14 protein-coding genes are annotated in these 21,528 nt (G+C 40.5%); 8 read left to right on the top strand and 6 right to left on the bottom strand.

Annotation, left to right across the window (positions count from 1 at the left end; translation table 11 throughout):
* Positions 1-48: 48 nt before the first annotated feature.
* From V7K76_RS15220 to V7K76_RS15210, 3 genes are all read right to left on the bottom strand, one after another.
* Positions 49-924 (bottom strand): GNAT family N-acetyltransferase, encoded by an 876-nt coding sequence (locus V7K76_RS15220; protein WP_334780099.1) that lies wholly within the window; start codon positions 922-924, stop codon positions 49-51.
* A gap of 320 nt (positions 925-1,244) precedes the next feature.
* Entirely contained in the window at positions 1,245-3,335 is a 2,091-nt protein-coding gene (locus V7K76_RS15215) for a LysR family transcriptional regulator (RefSeq protein WP_334780096.1), read from the bottom strand.
* Positions 3,336-3,509: 174 nt separating this feature from the next.
* The gene (locus V7K76_RS15210) at positions 3,510-4,559 is read right to left on the bottom strand and encodes an LLM class flavin-dependent oxidoreductase (protein ID WP_334780095.1); all 1,050 of its coding nucleotides are present in this window, start codon (positions 4,557-4,559) and stop codon (positions 3,510-3,512) included.
* Positions 4,560-5,225: 666 nt separating this feature from the next.
* On the opposite strand from V7K76_RS15210, the gene sfnG reads away from it, so the two are divergent.
* The 3 genes from sfnG to V7K76_RS15195 all read left to right on the top strand — a co-directional run bounded on the left by sfnG (position 5,226) and on the right by V7K76_RS15195 (position 9,153).
* A complete protein-coding gene (gene sfnG / locus V7K76_RS15205) occupies positions 5,226-6,323 on the top strand; it encodes a dimethylsulfone monooxygenase SfnG (protein ID WP_334780094.1) in 1,098 nt (365 codons plus the stop codon).
* Positions 6,324-6,520: 197 nt separating this feature from the next.
* Positions 6,521-7,729: an SfnB family sulfur acquisition oxidoreductase gene (locus V7K76_RS15200; RefSeq protein ID WP_334780092.1), complete on the top strand. Its 1,209-nt coding sequence runs from the start codon at positions 6,521-6,523 to the stop codon at positions 7,727-7,729.
* A 371-nt stretch (positions 7,730-8,100) separates the two neighbouring features.
* Entirely contained in the window at positions 8,101-9,153 is a 1,053-nt protein-coding gene (locus V7K76_RS15195) for a hypothetical protein (protein ID WP_334780091.1), read from the top strand.
* A 323-nt stretch (positions 9,154-9,476) separates the two neighbouring features.
* Here the strand turns inward: V7K76_RS15195 and V7K76_RS15190 are convergent, their stop codons facing one another.
* The gene (locus V7K76_RS15190; RefSeq protein WP_334780090.1) at positions 9,477-11,111 is read right to left on the bottom strand and encodes an iron uptake porin; all 1,635 of its coding nucleotides are present in this window, start codon (positions 11,109-11,111) and stop codon (positions 9,477-9,479) included.
* 656 nt (positions 11,112-11,767) lie between these two features.
* Here V7K76_RS15190 and V7K76_RS15185 point away from each other — a divergent pair.
* The 5 genes from V7K76_RS15185 (at position 11,768) to V7K76_RS15165 (ending at position 19,832) form a co-directional block, all read left to right on the top strand.
* Positions 11,768-12,952, top strand: a complete 1,185-nt coding sequence (locus V7K76_RS15185; protein WP_334780089.1) for an acyl-CoA dehydrogenase family protein — start codon at positions 11,768-11,770, stop codon at positions 12,950-12,952.
* Between the two features lie 444 nt (positions 12,953-13,396).
* Positions 13,397-15,823, top strand: a complete 2,427-nt coding sequence (locus V7K76_RS15180) for an arylsulfatase (RefSeq protein ID WP_334780088.1) — start codon at positions 13,397-13,399, stop codon at positions 15,821-15,823.
* Between the two features lie 496 nt (positions 15,824-16,319).
* The gene (locus V7K76_RS15175) at positions 16,320-17,609 is read left to right on the top strand and encodes a hypothetical protein (protein ID WP_334780087.1); all 1,290 of its coding nucleotides are present in this window, start codon (positions 16,320-16,322) and stop codon (positions 17,607-17,609) included.
* 525 nt (positions 17,610-18,134) lie between these two features.
* Positions 18,135-18,494 (top strand): chaplin, encoded by a 360-nt coding sequence (locus tag V7K76_RS15170; protein ID WP_442936234.1) that lies wholly within the window; start codon positions 18,135-18,137, stop codon positions 18,492-18,494.
* Positions 18,495-18,743: 249 nt separating this feature from the next.
* Positions 18,744-19,832, top strand: coding sequence for a nucleotidyltransferase domain-containing protein (locus tag V7K76_RS15165; protein ID WP_334780085.1), 1,089 nt, complete (start codon positions 18,744-18,746; stop codon positions 19,830-19,832).
* Between the two features lie 84 nt (positions 19,833-19,916).
* Here V7K76_RS15165 and V7K76_RS15160 read toward each other — a convergent pair whose 3' ends face one another.
* Complete coding sequence (locus V7K76_RS15160) at positions 19,917-20,213, bottom strand: hypothetical protein (protein ID WP_334696389.1); 297 nt, start codon at positions 20,211-20,213, stop codon at positions 19,917-19,919.
* A gap of 169 nt (positions 20,214-20,382) precedes the next feature.
* A complete protein-coding gene (gene bchI, locus V7K76_RS15155; RefSeq protein ID WP_334780084.1) occupies positions 20,383-21,507 on the bottom strand; it encodes a magnesium chelatase ATPase subunit I in 1,125 nt (374 codons plus the stop codon).
* Between the last annotated feature and the right edge of the window lie 21 nt (positions 21,508-21,528).

The raw sequence follows: 21,528 nt of genomic DNA, 5'->3' as shown, positions 1-21,528 counted from the left end.
TTGAATGCACTTTGAATAATTGAATCCAAAATCCAAAATCTAAAAAATCTAAAATTTCGATGTTTCTTTAAATAACACTAAGCCATATTTCTCGCCAGTCGGCAAAAAGCCAATTCCTCGATAAACTGCTTGGGCTGCTTGGTTATTATCACCTGTAAATAGTATGGCACGTTTGACTAAGAGCGATCGCGCATTTAACAACGAACCTGCTACCACACTTTTAGCGTAGCCTTTACCCCGCAATTCTGGCGGTGTCCAAACTCCACCAATTTGCACAATATCAGGTAGGCTGGCATTAAAGGCAGAGTAAGAAACTAGAGTATCTCCTGCTACCAAAACCCAATGCGTAGCCGTAGCTTGACGGGCTTCAATTACGAGACGGCAAGCTGGATGCGAACTGGTGGTTTCTATTTGCCCTAAAGCTTCCACGTTATAAGCAACGCACCATTCAGTGAGTAATTCCAACTCATCTGGATGTGGTAAACGACACTGCACTTTTGCCGATGCTAAGGCTTGGGGTATTTGTAAATCTGGCAGTGCTAGAGAAAATAAAATCTCAGATTCATCAAGTTGAGTTGTTCGGTTGCTAAGTCCCAAAATGCTTTTTGTTGCTTCGACTTGTGTCGCTGGCCCGCTAATTCCAGAGATGGCACGTCCAGATTGTGCCACAACTGCTTGCACCACCTCTGATAAATATACAGGGGCCTGGACTATTACCATCCCATTCCAAAAGTGGGCTGCAACTGCAATTATAGTTTCATCTATGTAGGCTGCTATGTAAGTTCCTTGAAATCTGGCACCTTGGTCAAGCAGTCCCGCAGCTCGCCAATTAGAGCGCAAAAACATAGAAGTATCAGTGTGTTGCAAGAGAAATGCTTCCAACAATACTTCGTCTCCAGGTTGCAGAGTTCTGAAAGTAGGCACAAAAAACTCCTGAGAAAATATACCAGGGAATTAGAAATCGCGGCTACACAAACTTTCATCCGCCTACGGGGACTCAAAGAATTTTAAACCCACGGAGGTGGGTTTTGTCTGTATAGCCGCGAATTCCATTCGCCAGGGCTAGTGGTCTGTCCCATTAAATTTGAGCGTTAAGAGAACGAACCGCATTCGCGCAGCGTCTCGTTAGAGAAGGACGCAAAGGACGCAGAGTAAGAAGGAAAGAAGAGAAATTTAAATTTGATTCACCTATCAGAATTAATGGGACAGACCACTAGGTGTGTTTTTACCATACTCAGCACTCTTCATCCTGTTTCAACAGGCGTTGAACCCTCATAAATTGGCAAAGGTATTGGTAGCGGTAGATTATCTTTATCATAGAGGACTTTTAGATGTCTGCTAAACTGTTCCTCAACAAAATAGCTGCTAGAAAATTCACTTGCAAAAGAAACTTGATGAAAATGATAATCTAGATTCAGCAAATTGTAGACAAGTCTTAAAAAATAATCATCTATCCAAAAATCTACATCAAATAGTGAAATACCATATTTTCCTTCTAACCGACGATTTAAAGTTTTCAGTAACCAAGACCATTGAGGTTTGAGGGTCGGATCGATACGATTACCAAATACAGGATTAAAAAACTGATTTACTTGAGTTGTCCTAACATCACTCACTTTAGTTAATAAATCTGCCGCATTAATGGGAGATGAATTAAACCAATAGTTAGCAACTACTAAATCATGTAAATAAGCAACTACAATTTTTGGATTTTCTTTAATAAACTGTGAACGACAAACAATTCCTCTGATTGATGGAATTCTTAAACTAATGGTTTGAGATAAAGGTAGTTTTCTAACAAAAGCATAAGCTTCTAAAATTGAGGCAAAGGTGTGACAGCATACGTAAGCATCTATAGTTTTATTTGCCAAACTCTTGCTGGCTTTCCGAGGATCTTCATTCACTAATCTGCAATCTTTACTGACATCCAGATCATAGAGATCAAAAAGAGTGATGATGAACCTATGAGCATTTGAACCAAATAAAGTGGAAATTCGTTTACCTTTTAAATCCTGGACAGTGTTTATCGAAGAATCTTTATGCAGAACAATATTTATATCTTGACCCAAAATATTATAAGAAGCAATCCCAATTAATTTAGAACCAAAACTTAAATCATCAAAAAATTGGCTACCATTATTTAAAAGAGCAATATCGTCTAAAATACAAATATCTAGTTCTCCCCGTTTCATCTGACGGTTCATTTCTTCCCCAGAAGCAAACGGCAGAATTTGTAACTCAAAATCTCGATTAATTTCAACATTTTTGAAAATAGCCTGTTCCAGTGATGATCCTCTTTGTAAATCAGAAATATACTTAGTTCCATACCCAGCAATAAACTGTCCTATAGAATCCCTCTGAATACCTATCCTCAGAACATTTTCTTCTTTGGGAGAACCGCTACCTAAAAATAGATTTACATTAGGTAAACTTTCTAAGTTATCTTGATCGAGTCTAAAACTTCTCACCAAACTCTCTGCGGATATTAACAATTCACTAAAGCGAGGAACATGAAGATAAATTCCATATTCGTTAATATCTTGAATCGGAAAAATTAAGGCTTCGTATTCAGATATTATATCAGCTTGACAAAAGTCAGGTAAAATCGTTAGCTTTTGATTTTTTGAAGCATAGTTGAGTACATCTTGATAACTTTGTAGCACTTGTACGCCACTTAATTTATTTATCAAAAATCCATTTTTAGATAGCTCCTGATGAACCTCGTCTAAAAGCACAACATCAGCCAGATCAATATCATTTATTTTAACTAAGCTATGCTCATTGAGATATTTACTTGCTCCAAAGGATACCAACAGCATTTTATGAGTTGTTAATCTAGTGCAGTGGTGTTCTTCTTTATATCCAGCACAACTGTTGAGCAAGAGATCCATTTCTATGAGTTGAGAATTTGAAAAAAAGCTGCTATCTTTAACTGCAATCTCTTTAATATTTCTACCCGGAAAACAAAGCTGAAATCGCTGCAAATATTGTTGGAACCAGACTTCTAAAATTAAATTAGTAGCTCCCAATGTCAAATCTTCGCCCTCGGCGCTAAATGTTGCCTGAAATTCTTCTTGCAGATTTTCTACAGTTTCTACGACATTAAGTGTCTGGGAAATCAATTTCTTGCCTTTATTAGTCAAGCATATAGAGCCAGGAGAGCGATTTAGGAGAATTACTCCGAAATAATCCTCTATTTGCTTGACCTTTTTACTAATTAATGCTTGACTATATCCTAGCTTTTGGGCGGCTTTGGAGAAGCTACCACAGTCATCTACTGCTTTTAAGATTTTCAGGTGATTTAGGGTAATGTCTTCGAGTTTAATCTTATTCATGCTAGATAGAGCAAGGTTTTTAATTAGGGACTTCCAAGAAATAAATTATCCAAATAAACGTAGACGCGGAGCGGCTTGCCGCAGGCTACCACAGAGACACAGAGAACACAGAGAAAGGAGAAATAGAGAGGGTTTTTGGGTCAGTTTTGGGACATTTTTTTATTTGGAAGTCCCTTACAACGTAATTAAGCTACTTTGTTCTGCATATTCGGAAATAACTAGTTTGTGAAAGCGAGTAGTGTCTTCCAACATAGATTCAAATTTGAGTACTATTAAGTCAACGCCAACGGCTTCGTATTCTTTCAGACGATTGATAACAGTATAGCGATCGCCAACCAGTTGAGCAGATAAACCGAGATTGGCTTCAATGGTTTGACTGATATCTAGTTTGTTGTGGGCAACTACGTTAGGATCGATTTGCTCTTGAAAGTACTTAATCTGCTCCTGATCCGCAGAACGATAAATCGCTTCTAATCTGGCTTCAGCTTGGGCGGTATGTTCACCAACGATCGCAAAGGCACTCATTGCCACTTTAATCTGACGACCGTAGCGATCGCTAGCCAATGTTTTCACTTTCTGTACCAAGGCTGCTGTTTTTTCAGGATCATCAGCGTTGATAAATAAATAATCTCCCAGGCGAGCTGCTAGGTTAATCGCCCTGTCTGATTCCCCAGCAATGAAAATAGGTGGTGTTGGTGTCGGCTGATCTGCAAGAATACCACCCTTAATGGTGTAGTATTTGCCCACATAATTAAAGTCTTCTACTGTCCACAGCCCCTTGATTACCTCAATATACTCTTCTAATCGGGCGTAGCGATCGCTATGAGGTAGCCAGATATCTCCATAGCTTTCTACTTCTAATTTCCACCAACCTGCAATTCCACTGAGAGCAAATCTGCCGTTACTAAGTTGATTTTGAATGTTTGCACTCAAATTAGCCACCACCGCAGGCAATTTAAAACCAGGTTGTACAGCCGCCACAATCTTGATCTTCTTGGTGTTCAAACTTGCTAAAGCTGCTGTAATCCAAGCGTCAGCAACATTATAGTTAGGCCCATGAACTGCATTTAAGTAATGTTCAGGAATGTAATAGAAGTCATAACCTAACTCGTCTGCTTGAACTGCCAGCTTTACCAAATCTTGGGTGGATAAATTAGCCTCATGGTTGACAACCCGCAACCATCCACCACAGACCGGCGACCAAATTCCAAACTGAAGCGGCATAAATGTTTTCCCTGTGCTTTTTTTTACGAGGCATCAACCAAACTACGGTATCTACATCTTTTTACCGTAATTTAGTAGTCCACACTACCACATTTATTTCTGCTGTGTACAGTTGCAGATGATACATGAAAAGCAGTTTCCTATCACGATATGGAATAGTATAGATATTTTGTCGAGTCCTGATTCCTAATTGTCCTGACTGAATCAGGATAACAGCCAGCAAGGTTAACAATTCAAAATTCAAAATGACGCTCTCTACGAGACGCTTCGCGTAGCTTGCTTCTCTGTAAGAGTACGCGGACTCGCTAACGCTGCGCTAACAAAATTCAAAATTAATACACAGGGAAATTGGGCAGTATTCCAAAATGGAATATAGAAATGGAGTTTAAGTATATCGAGTCACTACATCAGAAAAATTGTTGTGATACAGTCTGATTCATTCAGAACTACGGTAGCGCGATCGGGTTATGGTATATTATTGCCATCAGAGATTTGTCTACTTGTAAACTCAAAGTAGTTTCCAACCGCTCTCAAGCTTTCGATTTTGACTAAGATTTTGCCTTATCAAGTTTTAGCTGATTTGTTAGTGATAACAAATTCGGCTTTGTTGCATCACTTGCAAACTTAGATAAATAACCAAGCAGTTTCAATTACAAACGCACAATTATGGTAGATATTAAATTCGCATACTGGATTCCCAACGTTAGCGGTGGGTTAGTTGTTAGTAAAATTCCCCAACGCACAGATTGGACTTACGAATATAATGCTCAACTGGCTCAGACGGCTGAAGAAGTTGGGTTTGAATATGCTCTAGCACAAGCCAGATTTATCGCCAGCTACGGCGCTGAGTATCAGCTAGAGGCACTTACAACCGTATCGGCTTTGGCTCCAGTCACCAAAAAATTGAAGCTAATTGCAGCAGTTCACCCTGGATTGTGGCATCCGGGAGTAGTTGCCAAAATCGGTGCCAGTATTGATTTTCTCTCTAACGGTCGGTTTGCTTTAAATGTAGTTAGCGGCTGGTTCAAAGATGAATTCACTATATATGGTGAACATTGGTTAGATCATGACGAACGCTATCGTCGTTCAGAAGAATTTATCCGTGTTCTCAAAGGTTTGTGGACTGAGGATGAATTTCACTTTAAGGGCGACTTTTACCGCATTAACGGCGGTTGGGTGAAGCCTAGACCAGTTAATCAGAATCCCCACCCGGAGATATTCCAAGGTGGTAACTCCAAAGCCGCGCGGCGGATGGCTGGCCGCGTCTCCGATTGGTATTTCATGAATGGCAACACCATAGAAGGGGTGAAAGAGCAGATTGCAGAAGTATCTGAATTAGCGAGTCTTGAAGGACGCACAATTAAGTTTGGTCTGAATTCCTTTATTATTGTGCGAGATACGGAAGCAGAAGCCCATGAAGTATTGCGCGATATTATTGCCCAAGCTGATGTAGAAGCTGTGAAAGGATTTGGCGAAGCCGTGAAACAGGCGGGATCTTCGACTCGTGAACGTCAGGGAATGTGGGCGAATTCCAATTTTGAAGACTTGGTGCAGTATAACGACGGCTTCCGTTCCGGCTTGATTGGTACGGCTGAACAAGTCGCTGACAAGATTCGCCAGTTCCATGAAGCGGGAGTTGATTTAATTCTTGGTGGCTTCTTACACTACTCAGATGATTTGCCAGCATTTGGTAAGACAGTAATACCACTTGTGCGCGAACTTAAATCTAATCGTCGGACTGCTGATGAGTTAGTTGTAGTGTAGATTAACAGGCACATATTTTGTAGGAGTGGGTTTTGTGGAGCTAAACCCACTTCTACAGCAACTAGCGAAACGCTACGCAGACATCAACGCCTAATTGCATAAATTTCCTCAATTTGGGATAACTCTGCGTACCTCCGCGTTTTCCTTAGCGTTCCTCTGCGTTTAAAGATGATCAATCACAATCAAGGAGTTTTATCATGACATCAGTAATTAATACCGAACAAAAAGCCCATATTATTCGGGATGACAAAGAAGCGATCGCGATCGCTCACGAATTAGCAGCTGAGTTTGCCAAGGGAGACTCAGAGCGCGATCAAACTCGGCGTTTACCTGCTGAGGAGGTAGAAAAGTTCTCCCAGAGTGGATTATGGGGAATTACAGTCCCGAAAGAATACGGCGGTGCTTTTGTCTCAAGTGCCACCCTGGCAGAAGTAGTTAAAATCATCTCCGAAGCCGACTCTAGCCTTGGTCAAATTCCCCAAAACCACCTCTACATGGTCGAAGCAGTCCGCTTGGATGGCACCGATGAACAGAAAAAGTTCTTCTTTGATTTGGTTCTACAAGGCAAGCGCTTTGGTAACGCCTTCTCGGAAGTAGGTACTAAATCTGTCACCGATGTGCAGACAAAGTTAGAACCATCTGGATCTGACTTCGTACTCAACGGACGCAAATACTACTCTGCTGGGGCATTACTGGCACATTGGGTTCCCGTCATTGCCAGCAATGCAGATGGTAAGACAGTGGTGGCATTTGTCGAAAGAGATGCCGAAGGGCTAACCCTACTTGATGATTGGACGAGCTTCGGACAGCGTACCACTGCTAGTGGCACTACCATTATTGAAAATGTGAAAGTTAAAGCAGAACACGTGATTCCGCACTATTTAGCCTTTGAAAGGGCGACTCCAATGGGTGCGATCGCGCAAATCATCCAAGCCGCCGTAGACGTAGGAATTGCCAAAGCCGCAGTCCGTGACACCATCCACTTTGTCCGCAAGCATACCCGCCCTTGGGTTGACAGCAATTTAGAAAAAGGCTACGAAGATCCGCTGACACTGTACAACTTAGGCAATGTCCAAATTCAGGTTCACGCTGCTGAAGCATTGCTGCGTCGTGCAGGCGAATTTCTTGACGTTGCCAACCAGTCAGGTTTAGAAGAACCCAAGGTAGTTGAAGCATCAATTGCAGTTGCCGAAGCCAAAGCCTTAGGCACCGAAGCAGCATTACTAGCTACTAACAAGTTGTTTGAACTAGCAGGTACTAAGTCCACATTGGAGGAATTCAACTACAATCGCCACTGGCGAAATGCCCGCGCTCACACACTCCACGATCCCGTGCGTTGGAAGTACTACGCTGTTGGTAACTACTTCCTCAATGGTGTCTACCCTCCACGTCATCCTTGGCTGTAATTGCCACATTCTCTATTGGGGTGACTCAATTTTGGATTTTAGATTTTGGATTTTGGATTAGGAAATTTTTTCAATCTGAAAGACCCTCATAGATTCGGCTTAGGGACTTCCAAATAAAAAAATATCCAATTAACTCTTGTGGGGTGGGCGTCTCGCCCGCCCTATGGACTGGGCGGGCAGGATGCCCACCCCACAATATTGGATAATTTATCTCTTGGAGTTCCCTTAACTAAGCGATCGCAAATCTAAAATTGAAAGATTTTTTAAAATTTTGGGTTTTGAATTATTAAATCCAAAATCCAAAATTTAAAATCTAAAATTTCCCAGAATGCTTTACCCCTGATAAATCCAACATTATTCAAGTTAATACTATGAGCGTTGCAAACCCAACCCAGAGGCGGAGCATTTGGAAAAGCCAGCCATTTAAGGGGCTACTTTTCGTTGCTATAATTGCTGTCATTAGCTATATTTTTGAACTCATCTTTGGTCAAGTTATTCAGCTGAATGTGGGCACAAAGTTGACTTACATCACGATATGCTTCGTCTGGTGGTGGCATATAGGTTTTTCCCTCAACGGCTATCCAGGTTCCCGCTTTTCCTCCACCCGATTTGGACGAGGAACAGTTAATTTAGTAGTGCTGTTAGCGCTAGTTTACATAACTGGAGAAGCTTGGAAATTCATCTCTGCAAAAGTAATTCTCACTGATACACCTGCTGGCTTATGGGGACAAACAGCAATTATTGTCGCAGCCGCTAGTTTGTTCTTCTTTGACAACACCATTGTAACCACTGACGAAGTACGTAACTGGCATCCAGTAAGCGGCTTTCTCAATGTCTTTTTTGCAATCTTCTTTATTGCCCCTGCCCTCACATTTTTTCCACAAATGTGGGGACTTCAACCGTTTTACATTCCTTGGTACTGGTTTCCTTGTTCGACAGTGTTCGGTAGTTTCTTTGAACGTTGGCCTTTAAACAAATTGGAACTAGGAATGCCACGTTTGGGGTTACTCCATACAGGTATTATTTTGTTACTCACTCTGATTACAGAATTGTTCCTCAAACAGCTAGGACTGGATTTGTTTACCACAACGACAGGACCAACCTTTGCAGCTATTTGGACAACTGTTGGTTTAGGATTTGTTTGGCAATTCAATATGTGGCCTTTCACTGAGTTGTCACAGCCCACAAAAGGCATAGTTGCATCTGTTGCTAGTTTAATAATTTCGGTCTTATTCTACCTGGTGACAGTATCCCTAATAGGTCAGGAAAATATTATCCAAGGGCTTTACTGGTGGTTTAATATCCTTTGGGTTCAAGTATTCTTAATGGCTCCAGGATTATACGACGGAATTAGTCTTTGGCAGGATGTGCCACCAATAGTTGAAGAACAGCAACCCCTCAGCTTGAATCGTGAAGGGCGTTAGAATAATTCGTAATTCGTAATTCGTAATTAAGAATTCAATTACGAATTATGAATTAGCTATTAGATTGGGTTGAGGCACGTAAGCTGTTACGTATACAACTTGCATTATCAGGGCGGGCAAGATGCCCACCCCAGAATCATAGTTCCTGAGACGAATGGCACTAAAAAAAGCTATAAGCTTTGCCCTAACTGCTTCCCAGCCTCTAGGCTGGGAACCCATTCTCGGAGGCAGAGCCTCTTGGAATACATTCCCAGTCTGAAGACTGGGAACGAGGTGACACAAGCCTTTCGCTTTTTCTTAGTGCCATTCGTTGCTGAGACTATTTAAAAGGTGAAGGTTGTCCTGACAGTACCAATTACCGCATCTTGATTGTCATTGTTTTGAGCCGGAGCAGTGATCCAAATTACGCCAGGGGTGATGGCAATGTTATCTGTCAGCTGATACTTGTAAAAGCCTTCAATGTGTAAGGATAAATCGTTTGCAGGCGCAGGATTACCACCCCGATAAGGTTCTGCACCCACAAGAACACCACCAAGGTTGCCTTGTTTACCTAAATCTGGGAATGCCAATCCCAGAGCATAGTACCAAATATCTGCACTACCACTACCTGCCAGATTCTTGGCGTTAGTGTAGCCAAAGAAGCCATTGACTGCAAATCGAGGACTAAATTTATAGAAGGCTTCGACTCCGTAGGAGTTGGTAATCGTCCGCTCAAATGGAGTATTAGCTTGTTGTGTTCCGACTAGTGTAAAACCACTACCAAGGTCAAATATTCCTCCCCGATTTTGGTAGGCATTTATGTATGTCAAACCAATGCCAGAGTTATTGTTGGGGTTCCATGCTATTTGTCCAAAGGCGCTGTATTGACCATTAAAAAAACCACTATCTGGCTGAGGATTGGCATGATCTCCTGCTAAGTAAGCCAAGCTCAATACCAATTGGTCACTTAATCGATAATTGAATCCTCCACCGGCACCACCACCAATACGGTAGATAGGACTAGAGGAAGCGAATTCTGTCAAAGCACGACCACCGCCTGTGGCACTATCCAAATAGGGACTCAGAGTCGGAACAAAGTCAAAAAATACTCCGTTTACGGCTCCTATATAAGCATCGATTTTGCTGCCAACTTGGAAGTAGTAAGAGAGCCAATCTACGGATAATTGGTTGTTACTAGGAGCAAGATTGAAGGTTTGCAAACCTTCGGCTGAACCACCAGGAAGCTGCAAAGTAGTAGTGTTTCCAGTACTTAGACGAGTATTTAGAGTGTCTTTACCTGTAAAGCTAGTTTTGAAAACGAGGCGAACTCTATCTTGAAAAACGGTGTTATTCCCATTAACTGTGCCTTGGAAGGCATTTGTCATCGCAAAAATTACTTCCGCAGAAAGCTTTGTAGTTGTGGAAAACTGATTGGCTTCTAGTTCCGCAGTCCGAGTTTCTAAACGATCAACACGACCTCGTAGAGTTGCTAGTTCAGGAGTGAATTCTTCTTGCAGTCTTTGGACGGTAGTTAAGTCTTCTTTGGTAACTAAGTCAGATGTAGCTGTTGCAATTAGCTCATTGATTCGAGATAAACAAGCATTTAAACCTGCTGCAAATTCATAGCGAGTGATGGCGCGGTTTCCTCGATAAGTGCTATTTGGATATCCCGCAATACATCCATAACGCTCAACTAAAGACTGGAGTGCTTGAAAAGCCCAATCAGTTGGTTGCACATCTGAAAACTGAGATACAGATGTTACTTGAGACATCCTGTTTGTCTGTTGGACATTTATATCACTATTGATTGCAGGAATTTTAGGCGTTTGGGCAATGGTTATTATCGAGGTATTGTCCCTAAAATTGGCGGTTTCAGGCACTAATTTCCTGTCTTCGGCATGGGCTGATGTGCTGACTAGCAAAGTAGCCCCCAAAATCACCGATTCCATAAATAAATTATGAAATGAACGATTGAACATTTCTATCATTCCTCACATTGTTGATTTGAAAAATTTAGTGAAAGCCATCAGACATCTCGGTGACTTGTCCAGCTAAAAAACTTATGACTGCCCTGAGAAATGTTGAATTACTCTTACACTTAAAAGGTTTCACCAATATTGCTACACTTACAGATATAATCAGATACATCAGTTAATTACTGAAGTTTTATCTGCATATTTTAGTGTCAAAAAATACTTTTTTCACAACAATAGAATTCCTCTAAAAGCTGGTATGTTTGCCAAGGAAATATCTATCTGTAAAAATATTTAAACTTTTAGACAAAAATCTAATTTTTGTCCATTGTTTACTAACTACTGTTTGTCAACCAAGCTAGAGTAGGTTAGTGCATTCAAGTTACTAATATTGCATATATTTTCTTGAAAAACAAGTATATTAAAATATTTTTTCTAATTTACTTTTTTTCTGTTCGACTCTCAAATAAATATTTTTTTATCCGCACTAATAAGCTATAGATTTAGCAATAATAATTTAATTTTAACTTGCTTTATTAGTTCAACCATGCAATACTATAGTGATAGTACGGTAGTTTTATCGAAACACTGTAAATTGAAAGTTTTTCCAACCAAGTTTATAGTTACTCCTCAGAAAAAGTTAGCAGGAAAAGTTGCAAGATATGCAATTAATCGAAACTAAAGAGTCCCAAAATTATCTTGATATAGCTAAGTCTTTAGCAAAGGAATTTGCCCAAACTGCTGTAGAGCGGGATGCCAAAGGTGGAACACCAAAATATGAACGCGATCGCTTGCGTCAAAGCAGCTTACTGAAACTGATTATACCCACAGAGTACGGTGGTTTCGGACAAAACTGGATTACCGTTCTGCAAATTACCCGCGAGTTTGCCAAGGTTGATAGCTCCATTGCTCACGTCTTTTCTTACCATCATCTAGGTGTAGTCATTCCTCATATCTTTGGTTCGGCGGAGCAAAAACAGCGATATTACTCAGAAACTATTCACAATAATTGGTTTTGGTGCAATGCCCTCAACCCTCTAGATAAAAGAGCTACTCTGACACCGGAAAATGATTATTTCCGTCTGAACGGGATTAAAAGCTTTTGCTCTGGTTCTCAAGACTCAGATATATTGCCGATCACTGCCACTCATCAAGAAACCGGTGAATTGAGTATTTTGGTAATTCCCACCCAACGGCAAGGCGTTACTGTTCATCATGATTGGGATAATATCGGGCAACGCCAAACAGATAGTGGTAGTGTGACTTTTGAGAATGTGTTGGTGTATCCTGACGAAATTCTTAGTAGTAGAGACAAACAAGGTCAACCCTTCACCACTATTCGTGCCTGCTTAACTCAATTGAATCTTGCTAATATCTACCTGGGAATTGCTCAGGGAGCCTTTGAAGCTGCTAAAACGTATACTTCCACTAATACAAAACCTTGGCTGACATCAGGTGTAGAGAGTGCAACCCAAGATCCTCATATCGTTCAGCACTTTGGCAAAATATGGGTTGAACTCCAAGCAGCTAAGAGCTTGACTGAGCAAGCAGGAGAATTACTACAAGCGGCTTGGGAAGAAGAATGGTCACTCACCGCCGAACAACGTGGGGAATGTGCGCTTTACGTCGCTACTGCCAAAGTTGCAGCGACTAAAGTTGGTTTAGACATTACCAACCGCATCTTTGAAGTTATGGGCGCACGCGCTACTACGGCAAAATATGGCTTTGATCGCTATTGGCGTAATCTCCGCACGTTCACTCTCCACGATCCAGTAGATTACAAAATTCAAGAGATCGGAAATTGGGCGTTAAATGATGAACTGCCAAAACCTAACTTTTATTCATAGTAGTGTGTCAAATTCATTAGACATCTGGTGAAAAAGAATTGTTTTGACGTAGCAGTGCTACGTCAAAACAAGGTTTCTGGGTAATGCATATTTAATTTCTGGAGATGTCTATTTTCATTTTGACGGTTGGAGAGACGCGATAAATCGCCGTCTCTACAAGGAATCTACCCATCAATTATTTATTGTCTTTTACCAATAGTCTGCGATCGCCTCTTTAAAACTAGCTAGGCAATATTAGCGAGTCGGAGTACCTTTACTTCATACTACGATAATTCGATCAACATATAGTATGATATTTGCATTTATTTGTACTAGAAACAAAAAACTCTTATTCCTCCGTGTCCTCTGCGCCTCTGTGGTGCGATTTTCTATCACCTCTGCGTAAGTCATGAGGTCTGATGATGTGTTGGCTTAACTACTATCGCTTGTCAGGAGGCAGGTCTGTTGAACAGAAAACGAAATTCATCATTCATTCAAAAAATCAAGCAAAAACTTGTTTCACCCATCGCTTGGTTAGCAGTGGTTACGTTTAGCATTTTGCTAGTTATTAGCACAACGATCGCTAGCAGTTTCGCCCAGAACCCTGCTCAGGAAGCAGGTAATGCAAGTACACAAGCCTATGCGGGATTTAAAGGCAAAATCGGCAGAACCTTGGCAGAATCAATACCTTGGTGGACTCCACAACCGCCATCAGCCAAAACATCTCTAGCTTCATCCTCTACCACCGCAGCGCCAAAAGAGGCTCCCAATATTGTTGTTTTCCTAATTGACGATCTGGGGTTTTCCGATTTAGGCCCCTACGGCTCAGAAATTAGTACACCGAATATTGATAAATTAGCAGCTAACGGACTGCGGTTTAGCAACTTTACCACCCATCAGCTTTGTTCTCCTACAAGAGCCTCCTTACTGACAGGATTAAATGCCCATTCTGCGGGTGTCGGTTGGGTTGCTGAGGGACACCCTGGTTTTCCCGGTTATGCGGGTGAAATTCAGAGTAATGTTGTGACTCTGGCAGAAATTTTACGTAGCAACGGCTATTCTACCCTGCTGACCGGTAAGTGGCATTTGACTCAGACTTACGATCGCACCGCCACCGCTTCCTTCAATTCTTGGCCGTTACAGCGGGGGTTTGAACATTTCTTTGGTTTCTTAGATGGATTGGAACATCCCCAGACACCCCATATTCTCTACGAAGACAATACACCGATTTCAGTCGATCGCTATCCTGAGAATTTCCTCACCACCGATTACTGGACAGAAAAAGCGATCGCATTACTTAAAGATGCAAAAACGAAGTCTCCAGACAAGCCATTTTTCTTGTATTTTGCTAACAATGCTGTTCATTCACCATTTAATATTCATCCAGCAGACCTCGCCAAATATCAAGGCAAGTATGATGCTGGCTGGGACGTGCTACGCCAGGAACGCTACCAGAAGCAACTTACATCAAAGCTAATTCCTGCTGACACTCAACTACCACCCCAAAATCCAGGGGTTAAAGCTTGGGATACACTGTCAGATGAAGATAAAAAGCTATTTGCTCGTTATCAAGAGGCCTATGCAGCCTTCGTTGATAACTTAGATCAAAACTTTGGCAAACTCTATGACTATTTAGAGTCCACCAAGCAACTCGACAACACAATTATTATTGTTGCTTCTGATAATGGCGGTTCTGGAGAAGGCGGGGCAAATGGTACAACGAATGTAGCTCGTCATTACTCCGGTTTACCAGACGATAAAGCCCTAGATATCAGTCGGTTTGAGTTAATTGGTAGTCCTCAGACTGCGCCTCACTATCCCATTGGCTGGGCAACGGTTTCCAATACACCCTTAAAGCGTTACAAGTTCTTTACTCTTGGGGGCGGTAGACGGAATCCACTGATTGTTTCCTACCCAGCAAAAATCAAAGATCAGGGTGCTACCCGCACACAATTTACGCACATCACAGATATTACACCTACTATCCTGGAATTAACGGGGATTAAGCATCCTGACAAGTTTAACGGTAAACCGACAAAACCCCTAGAAGGTATCAGCTTTGCCTATCTCTTAAATGATGCCAATGCGCCGGAACAAAGAACTGAACAATACTATGAGAATTCCGGTAATCGAGGGTATTACAAAGATGGCTGGTATGCTGTCACCGAACATCAGACTGGGAAACCATTTAGTGATTCCGAGTGGCAATTATACAACCTGAACAAAGATTACTCTGAAAGCAACAATGTGGCGAAGGAGTATCCAGAGAAAGTCCAAGAACTGGCAGCAGCCTTTGATGCGGCGGCATTTAAGTATCAAGTTTATCCCCTGTTAGAATCCCCCCAACATGGAGGAGTACCGCCTTATATCAAGGAGAAAGTCAAACCGAAGACATTCCATACGGGTGACTCGGTACTAGAACCTGATATTTTGCCCTTGGTGAGCGATCGCGATTATACCATCCAGGTGCAGGCTCAATATAAAGCAGGCGATCGCGGGGTGATTCTGGCCCACGGTGGACAGGAAGCTGGTTACATTTTCTATATTGACAATGGCAAGCTGTTCTATGAACACAATAACTATGGTCAGTCGATTAAATTTCCCCCAGTCTCGTTACAGCCAGGTAAACTTAACATCGATTTGAATTACGATGCACTGGGCAAACGCCAGGGATCTGGAACACTCTCTGTTAACGGCAAGCAAGTCGCAGCAGGTAAGCTGGGACTAACCTTTGGTGGCTTTCCCTATGAAGGATTGGACATCGGTAAAGATGCCCGTAGCCCTGTATCATGGGATCTCTACAAAAAATATGGGGTCTTTAAATACACTGGTGCGATCGAGCAAGTCAAATACGTACCGGGTTCCCCCGCGCCTGATGCCAAAGGGGAGTAGGGGTTAACAATTCAAAATTCAAAAATAAGTAGCGTCTCTGCTTCTCAACTAGTTAGAGTTGTTTTTGTTTGTAAAGTGCGCTTCCATTGGAGGCGCACTTTTGTTTAGCTTTTTTAACTTGTAGTACATTAACTCGTTCTATATAATACAATAACCTCACCTTGACAGTGAGAAAACTAAAGTAGGTTTCAATACGGTTCGGTTAAAGTTTTTTGATGAGAATTATAGATCGCAAAGATACGATAAATCGTCATCAAGACGAAAGACTGATTATTGTAAAGACGGCGATTCATCGCGTCTCTTATCTTAACCGAACAGCATTGAAGTAAGTTTCTCGCTGAAGTTTAGATTTAAAATTTGAAATAAATTAAATAAATTTTAAATTTTGTTGTTAAAAGTTTAAGAGGATATTTTAAAAAGCAATCATTGACAATAAATATCAACTTCAGATAAAAGCCAGTCTATAACCCAACTTTAGCAAATAATTGGAGGTAAAATGGTTTCTAATCAAAATATAACTGATGTAACTGATGATGATTGGAATTTAAGTGCAAGTAGGACACTGATTCAAGCACTGATCAAAGATTTTTACAAGAATAATTTAAATAGTTTTACAGATCCTCTTAAACAAGAAGGATTAATTGCAGCAGGAAAAGAAATATCTCAAATAATTATCTTGTTTAATCGACTGCAAAAACTCATCAATAGAAACGCACCACAAAATATTTGGTGGGATAGAATACCAAGGCTATTTATACCCGACAATAGGGATAAAACTCAAAGAGAACTGACTGAACTATCTAAAGCTTTAATATTTGCCATAGAAGCTCTACGCGAATCATCATCGAATATAAATATTGCTCAAGCTATTAGATTTGACGTTGAACAAATAGTTTGCAAATATGAGCATCCTTTGACAGGATTTATTATTAACCCATTTCTCTCAGTCCACCGTTCACCATCAACGACGACTAAAGTAATTTTTGGACTTATAAGTGCCGTTTTCATCTATGGAGGAATTACTTCTTCTTCTATCGCCGGACTTTGGATTTTTTCAGAACTTGCTAATTATTATAATAACAATAATTATAATACAAATAGAAAAATATTACAAAATGAAATCAAAGAAATTCAAAAATATACAGATAACCGAGTAGAGCAAATTCAAAATAATGCTGAACAACAAAGTCAGCCAGAAAGCAAAAATCCAACTTCTGCAAATGATATTAATAAATTAAAACAAAGTAAAGAAGAAATTAAAGAGTTAAGTATAATATCGCAAAAAAATGCAGAATTTAAGAGTACAGAACTAACAACACTAAAGAGTAATCTTGCTGAATTAAATGCACAATATAGCAAAAGGCAAGCTGCAAACGAGAAATATAATGAATTTCTTCTCCAACTAAGTTTAGCTATTTCGGCAGGAACATTAGGTAGTATTATCAGTATCTTAATCAGAATTGAAGAATTTCAGAAAAAGAAATATTCTGAGCCACTAACTCCATTTCTTGTTGGTGCTTTTAAACCAATGATTGGAGGAGCATTTTCTGTGTTATTTTTAGCTTTAATTAACTCTGGAATAATATTAATGTTTATTAATCCAAGTGTCTTTAAGCTCAATCCAACTACCAATCAAGAATCATCTCAAGACCAACAAAGGTCTCTAATTTTTGTAATAGCATTCGTTGTTGGTTTTAGTGAAAGACTTGCAAAAGATTTTATAGGTAAAGCAGAAGAAATAGCAGGTGCTAACCGAGATAACCCGGAATATAAACCAGTTACTTAGGAATTAGCAAGCGATGTAGATAGTTTAAATACATTGCCAATAAAAGCAACTAATAGTGCAGTTGCTTCAAATAAACTGCCAAATAAAGTAGATGGTAATGATTTGCTAAATATTGCAGAGAATTTAAACTCTAGCACAGGCGATCGCTAATCCCAATTTGAAAAATAATTGCGACAGATAGATTAATATAACCCAATACAATTCAGAATGAGCAACAAAACACTTGTAGAGACGGCGATTTATCGCGTCTTTATAGCCGTCAAAATAAATTTTACAGACGACTAGATAACAGTTCAACACTTCTATCCCAGTGATTGTATACCGCCTTTTTATCAAGAATTATGGATGCTTTGTTAATAATTATTAAATTATGTTGAAGCAAGAGTTTTGAAGTATATATTTTTTAAATTTAGAATTGCTAGAGTATCAACAGGAGACTTTCTATTGTCTCCTTGTTTATGGAAGAATACAAAAATCTGTATCATAAACTTTTTTTGCAGAAGTTAAGTCAAAACCTAATATTCTTTGGTAAAAGAAATGAAAAACTTTGTCAAGCTTATAGTTTTCAGCTTTTTGATACTTGTTGCAACTGTAGGACTTGTTATAAGTCCAGTACTATTTGATAATCAAGCTTTTGCTGCTGAGTCTTCTACAAAAACTCAAGATGTTCCAGCAAAAAAATCTAGTACAACTGTAGTTGGCGTTGGTGCCAATGCGAGTGTAAAAAAGCCTAATGTTTCGTCGCCTGGTGTTCTGTGGGGTAACCTCGTTCAAGTTCCCGTTCATGTACCTGTTAATGTCTGTGGTAACAGTGTTAATGTAATTGGTTTATTAAATCCAGCATTCGGGAATACCTGTGTCGATTCTGAAGAACCCAAGAAATAAAGAAGAATTCAGGAGTCAGAATCAATTAAGTGACTGAATTAAGCTCCAAGTTGTCTTTTATAATCAGACAACCTGGAGCGATGCTAATTGCTAATGTGGATTCAAGACTGGCGATAGTAGGCAAATTCCATTGGAGAGGCTACGCGTAGCAAGATCCCCGTAGGGGTACACTCTACTTCGTTACGTACCCTGCGGGTTCCCCAAAGGATTACGCAATAATACAGTTATAAATTTTACCCACTTACGTAGATGAAAAGAATAGAAGTTGAGCAAAGAACTATTTTAATTGGTTTGGCTGGTAGCCACGGCTATGGTTTAAATCGTCCTGATTCCGACTTTGATTATCGGGGAGTATTTATCGCGCCCAAAAGATATTACTTGGGATTTGACCACATAGAACAAAAAGATACTGGTTGGGATGAACCAGGAATATTTCCATTCGTTGATGGTAACAAAGACACGGTTATATATGAATTAAGAAAAATCCTCCAGTTATTAGCGGGCGCTAATCCCAATGTTTTAGAATTACTCTGGTTAAATAATTATCCTTTTTTAAGCGCAGTCGGACAGCATTTAATCGATCATAAGCAGCTATTTCTGAGTAAAAAGGTAAAACATACTTACACTGGTTATGCTTTTGCCCAAATTAAAAAGATGGAAACTCATCGGAAATGGTTGTTAAAGCCACCGCAAAAAAAACCGATACCATCTGAATTCGCCATAGAAGACGAAGCACCCCTCAGTAAAGATGAGCTAAATGCTTTTCTGGAGTATCTTTATAACTTAATTAGAGGACGGATTGAGTTTTTGGAAGAAGCAGAACAATTATATCAATTGCTGACAGCAGATATTGATTTTAAGGGAGTGCTAAAACAATATACTTTACCTGATGAAACTTTAGAATATACCCAAAAGTTAACTAATAGCCGTAAAGATTTTATCCGTCTGCTTCAGAAAAGCCAAAGCTATCAAATAGCTTTAAGAGAATGGAAGGCTTATTTATCGTGGCAGGAAAATAGAAATCCGGCTAGGGCAGAAATGGAAAGAAAGTCGGGTTTTGACCTCAAACATGGAATGCACTGCATTAGATTGTTACGCAGTGGAGTAGAAATATTGCGACGAGGCGAAGTCATTGTAGATAGAAGAATAGCTGGTAATTTTGAGGATTTAAAAGCTATTTTAAAGGGTGAGTATTCTTATGAGCAGGTGATGAAAATGGCAGAAGATTTAGTTGCCGAAATGGAAGTTGTTTACGAACAATCTACCCTACCTCATAAACCTGATTTGGAGCAAATTAATGAGTTGTGTATGGAATTGGTGGAAATGCAGAATTGGTAAATGCAAAAGTTAGGAGTTAGGAGTTAGGAGTTAGGAGTTGCTAATTAATTTCTCACTCATAACTCCTAACTGATTAATTAAATTTTAAAGAGTGTACATTAAATCAGCAAAACCATAGAGGCTGATGATGAGTAATAGGGATGCTGTTAGTTGGGTAATTCGCGTCTGGGGTGAGGGGGCGATCGCTTCCCGCACTAAGATAGAAACAGATGCCCCAACTACTAAGCTCAAGCCTAAGATTAAATAGGGTATATCGGGTAAAATACTGGCTATTGCCAGCATGGCGATCGCTAATAAGAGCATCAATAATTCTACAAACCTGGGCGGGTTGTATTGACTAGATAAAACAAAGCTGTTGAACCAAAAAGACCAAAATCTCATATTTAGTGCTGAGTGCTGAGTTAGGAGTTAGGAGTTATATACCCAGTTCTGAGTGCTGAGTTAGGAGTTAGAAGTTGTGAGTTATATACTCAGTGCTGAGTGAGGAATTAAAGTTGTGAGTTATGAAGCAGCTTTCCATTCAAAACTCTTAACTCCTAACTCCTAACTTTTAACCCCTAGCCCCTAACTTTTGACCTGTGCCGTTTTTTTGTGCCGTATCACTTTCTGGTAGTTCAACGCCAAAGACGCGGCTAAAAACTTTGGCGACTTTGTAGCCAGAATCAATCGATTCTAAGGGGTCTTTCCGCAGTCTGTGACGCAAGCATAGGGTAATTACGCGATGGATATCATTAACTGTAACTTCAGTGCGTCCTTCATAAGCTGTTAAGGCTTTGGCGGCACGGTTACTAACAATGTCACCCCGCAAACCATCTACATCTAGTTCTGAACAGACTTCAGAAATTTTCACCCGCAAATCGTAGTCAATTTTCACTTCTGGCAAAAGCTGTTGAGCATTGACAATTTGCTCTTGCAATGCTTCTTGCTGGGGTTTGTAGTTTTCGAGAAATACTGGCGGATTTTGGTCAAAATCTGCTCGTTGTTCTACGATTTGCACCCGCAAGGCTGGTTCTTTGACCGTGTGAATTTCAGCGTGCATCCCAAAGCGATCGAGCAGTTGGGGGCGTAGTTCGCCTTCTTCGGGGTTTCCAGAACCCACAAGCACAAAACGCGCTGGGTGACGGATAGAAATACCTTCCCGTTCTACAGTGTTCCATCCACTGGCAGCGGAGTCGAGTAACACGTCTACAAGGTGGTCATCTAGTAAGTTGACTTCATCCACATAGAGAATTCCTCGGTTAGCCTTTGCCAGCAGTCCCGGTTCAAAGGCTTTGACACCTTCAGATAAAGCTTTCTCGATGTCGATTGTGCCACAAACTCGGTCTTCTGTAGCTCCTAGCGGCAGGTCTACCATTTGGACTTTTTTGTGAGCTACGGGAATTTCTGCCCCTTGTTCTAACAGTTGGCGGACTTCATCGCTCATCAAGTCGGGGTCGCTAGGATCGCTACTAAAAGGGTCATTGGCAACCACAGAAATTTCTGGCAGCAGATCCGCCAGCGCCCGGATAGTTGTGGATTTTCCGGTGCCGCGATCGCCCATAATCATTACACCCCCAATTTTGGGGTCAATCACGTTCAATAGCAGCGCCAGTTTCATTTCTTCCTGGCCCACTATTGCCGTAAAAGGAAATACTACGCGACGCGCACTTGCCGTGGATTGAGCAGTTGGACTCACTAAATTACCTTAACAATATTT

Origin of the sequence: Nostoc sp. (assembly GCF_036917975.1) — a bacterium.
Taxonomy (GTDB): domain Bacteria; phylum Cyanobacteriota; class Cyanobacteriia; order Cyanobacteriales; family Nostocaceae; genus Nostoc.
The sequence above is the reverse complement of the archived record's forward strand: the minus strand, read 5'-3'. Positions and strand labels throughout refer to the sequence as shown.